This is a genomic window from Halorubrum sp. C191 (assembly GCF_002727095.1).
Classification (GTDB): Archaea; Halobacteriota; Halobacteria; order Halobacteriales; family Haloferacaceae; genus Halorubrum; species Halorubrum ezzemoulense.
Window position 1 is genome coordinate 1 of record NZ_NHNZ01000117.1, and the last position, 3,645, is coordinate 3,645.

3 protein-coding genes and 1 pseudogene are annotated in these 3,645 nt (G+C 63.8%); 1 reads left to right on the forward strand and 3 read right to left on the reverse strand.

Annotation, left to right across the window (positions count from 1 at the left end):
* Window positions 1–55 precede the first annotated feature (55 nt).
* From Z052_RS11865 to Z052_RS11875, 3 genes are read right to left on the reverse strand one after another with little or no spacing between them, the layout of a single operon-like run.
* On the reverse strand, window positions 56–757 hold the full coding sequence (locus Z052_RS11865) for a Zn-ribbon domain-containing protein (protein WP_094520964.1): 702 nt from the start codon (window positions 755–757) through the stop codon (window positions 56–58).
* Window positions 758–1,171 (reverse strand): DUF2073 domain-containing protein, encoded by a 414-nt coding sequence (locus tag Z052_RS11870; RefSeq protein WP_049931967.1) that lies wholly within the window; start codon window positions 1,169–1,171, stop codon window positions 758–760. It abuts the gene before it with no gap.
* Entirely contained in the window at window positions 1,171–1,812 is a 642-nt protein-coding gene (locus Z052_RS11875) for an Era-like GTP-binding protein (RefSeq protein WP_049931966.1), read from the reverse strand. The genes Z052_RS11870 and Z052_RS11875 overlap by 1 nt, the downstream gene beginning before the upstream one ends.
* A gap of 455 nt (window positions 1,813–2,267) precedes the next feature.
* Between Z052_RS11875 and Z052_RS11880 the strand changes: the two are divergent.
* Window positions 2,268–3,019 (forward strand): annotated as a pseudogene (locus Z052_RS11880) (TetR/AcrR family transcriptional regulator).
* Window positions 3,020–3,645 lie beyond the last annotated feature (626 nt).

Below are 3,645 nucleotides of genomic sequence, written 5' to 3' on the forward strand. Positions count from 1 at the left end.
AGAGAACTGGGGGGTCAGGAGCGTGAAAAGCCGGACGGGACGGGGAGTGAAGGCGTCACTCGTCGTCGATGCCCCACGCGTCGGGCATTTCGATGACGTACCGGCCGTCCTCTTGAAGCGAGATGATGTACTCCTGTCTGTCGTACAGCTCCATCAGGTTGAGCTTGTACTGGCCGGGGCTGACGATGCGGATGCTCTCGAACTGGTCGTTGAGCTCGTCGCGGAGCGCGTCGATGCCGGGCTTGGACTCCTCGTCGGTCGGCTCCGAGGTCTCGGCGGAGTCGACATCGCGGCTCGCGCGGTCAAGCTCGTCCGGGGACACCACTTCGGATCGCGCGCTCGCCTGTGCCATGTCCTCGTCACTCCGGTCGGCGATCTGTTCCGTACCGTCGGACCCGGTCGTTGATTCGGCGCCCGCCACGGCATCGTCCGGCGTCGGATCGGCCCGGTCGTCCGGCGTCGCGTCTGCGGCGTTGTCGGGGCCCCGAGCGGCGGCGCCCTCGTCGGACGCCGACGCAACCTCCCCGTCCGCGGTCGGCCGCGTTCCGTCGGACGGCCCCGAGTCGGAGTCGGGCGTCCCGTCCGCTCCGGCGGCGGAGTCGGACGCCTCGTCCGCTTCGGCGGCGGGGCCGGCGTTCTCCGTCGCGTTCGCGGGCTTGAACTGGAACTTGTTCCCGCCGCAGTCGGGGCACCCGGACAGCATCTCCTTGGAGCCGTCGGGGAACGTCCGGCCGCAGGAGGTACACTGGTGGGGCATCTACTTGCGAGAGACGAGCGTGCTGATGAGGTTCTCGTCTTTGTGGAGGGTCTCGATTCTGTTCGCCGGGCCGATCACCGTGAGCTTCTGGGTCGACTCGCGGCCCATCAACTTGTCGAGGAAGCTCTGGTCGCCCGCCTCGGCCTTGGGGTACGTCTCTATCTCGATGCCGGTGAAGTCGTCGGGGCTGATCTCGGTCATCGTCACCTCGATGAGCTTCGACTCCTCGTCGGGGGAGAGCCCCTCTTCGAGGATGACGATGTTTCCCTCGCGGACGCCGTCGAGGATGAGCCGGATCTTCTCCATGCTCGTGAGCCCCTCCATCCGCGCGCCGCTTATCATGTCGATCCGGACGCCGTCGTCGGAGTCGTCGGGATCGTCGGCGGCGTTGACGTTGGCTTTCGGGCCGGCCATTAGCCGAAGTACTCCGCGATCTTGGTGTACACTTCGTCCATGTTGTCGCCCTCCAACGCCGACAGCGGAATCGTCTCGTGTTGCGGGAAGGCGTTCGCGATCTGCTGGACGTCCGATCCCGGCAGGTCAGTCTTGTTCGCGAGAATGAGCGCGGGGAGGTCCTGCGACTCGATGATCCCGATCAGCATCGTGTTCACCTGGGTGAACGGGTCCGACGTCGAGTCGAGCACGTAGATGACGCCGTCGACGTCCTCGCGGAGCCAGTGCATCGCCTCCGCGACGCCCTCGGTCGCCTCGCGCGACCGGCGGACGGCGTCGTCCTTCTCCATGTCGTGGTCCAAGAACTCCTTGTAGTCGACTTTCGTCGTCACGCCGGGCGTGTCGACGATGTCGATGGTGACCGTCCGCCCGTTGCGTTCGATCTCCACGCCCTCTTTCCGGCGGGCCCGGCGAGTCTCGTGGGGGATGTGGCTCTCCGGCCCGACGGCGTCACCCGTCCAGTCGCGTGCGATCCGGTTTGCGAGGGTCGTTTTACCGGCGTTCGGCGGTCCGTAGATCCCGATCCGCTTGGGCTCGTCGGCCGCGAACAGGCCGTCTGTGACCCGCGATATGCTGTCTCTGAGATTCGTGAGCAGTCCCATCCTGACCTCCAGTCCGTGTGTAGTTTACCCGAACACCGCTGTCGTTTCGGACGCCGTTCGATCCGTGCGCTCCACGCCCGTTCGGGGGATTACGGTACGGTCCTCACCGCTCTCACTTAAGAACTGCGTCAGACATCCCCCCCGATCCGGAGCATCGGCGCCGGACGAACCCGAAATTCGGCGTCGGGGGTGCGGTTCGGCGGGGGAGAATCGGCTGATGAGAAGGCGCGGTCGCGGGCGGCAGGCGACACGGGATCCCGGGGACCGTCGGTCCGCGACCCGACTCACTCGTCGGGTGTGACCCACTCGTTTGGCGGGTTGAGTGAAACGCCGATTCAGTTTCGGACGATCGTTTGTTTACCTGCGGTGATATCGTTCGATCGAGGGGGTAGATCTCGTCGGAGAATAAAAGCGAAGAGTAACCGTATTATCTACCTCACGCGTATCAAATTGGCATGAACGACTCACAGGATGGCCCGGTGAACGAGTCCGTCGAGTCACTGTCGGACGACGCGAACGACGCGGGTTCCGGTGACCGCGGCTCCGACAGGAATCCTCCGCAAGAGCGTTCCGCCATCGGATCCGACAATTCCGACAGATCCGGCAGAGAGACGGGCTCCTCGAAGGATACGAAGGAGGTCATCATGGAGGCGACGTTCCGCGCGCTGAGCAAGCACGGCTACAAGGACCTCCGGATGCGCGATATCGGCGAGGAGATGGACCTCACGCGGCAGGTGATCCACTATCATTTCGACGGGAAGTACGACCTGATGTCTTCGTTCCTCGAACACACCATCGACCAGTATGAGAGGAGCCTAGTCGTCGAGGGCGACGAGGACCCGCGGACCGAGTTGCGCGCTCGCGTCGATCAGTGCCTGTTCGGACCCGAATTCGAGGATTTCAGCCACTGAGACCGAATGAGAGTGTACCACGAGCTGTACACGCAGGCGCAAACGACGCCGAGCACCGCGAGGTGTTCAACGAACACTACGAGCGCGTCCGGGGCAACATCGTCGAGGTCGTCGAAGAGGGGATCGACGAGGGGGTCTTCCGCGACGTCGACCCCGAACGGATGAGCCAGTTGGTGACCGACGTTATCCACGCCGCTCGCGGGCGGCGGATCTCGCTCGGTCACGAGGACGCCCCGGAGGAGACGCGAGAAGCAATAGACGAGTTCATCTTTGAATCGCTCGAACGGACCGAGTAGTCGAACGGATCAGGCGGTGGGGCAGAGCAAGTAGTCGAACGGATCAGACGATGGGACAGAGAAAGTAGTCGAATGGATCGAGCCAAGTCGGGCCGAAGCGGTGCGAGGCGGTTCGGCGCACAGACATCTGGGTGAGTCCTCTCGACTGTCGTCGCGACGACCGCCGCCATGTCAACTGGACAGAGCGTGACCTCCCTGCGGGTACCTGCGACGGCGGACGACGCGGCTCGTCGCTCCCGAGATAACCCTCGGTCGCGGACTGGTTCTCAGTGACTCTTTAGCGTTTTCGCGCCTCTTTTGACAGTTCATCGCCTCTTGCTGTCCGCTTGTTTAAATTTGAGGTGAGACTCTTCTCTCGGTGAGCCGGGTCGGGCAGTCTGGAGACTCGTCTTCAACGTGCGTCGGTGTGGAGTGACGGAAGGCGTCATCGCAGTCAGGTTGTCCAACTTCGGTCACCCCTTCGGCTTGCTTCGCTAGAACCACCAGGCGGAACCCGCTGGCGACGAACGTTAGGGTGTTGAGGCGGGTGACACCTGTGGGGACTTCCCGGCCCAGTGCTAACGGCCGGAGAGGGTCCGGATTGGTACTTCTCGCTGGTATCTCCACCCCCCCCACCCCTTCGTTTC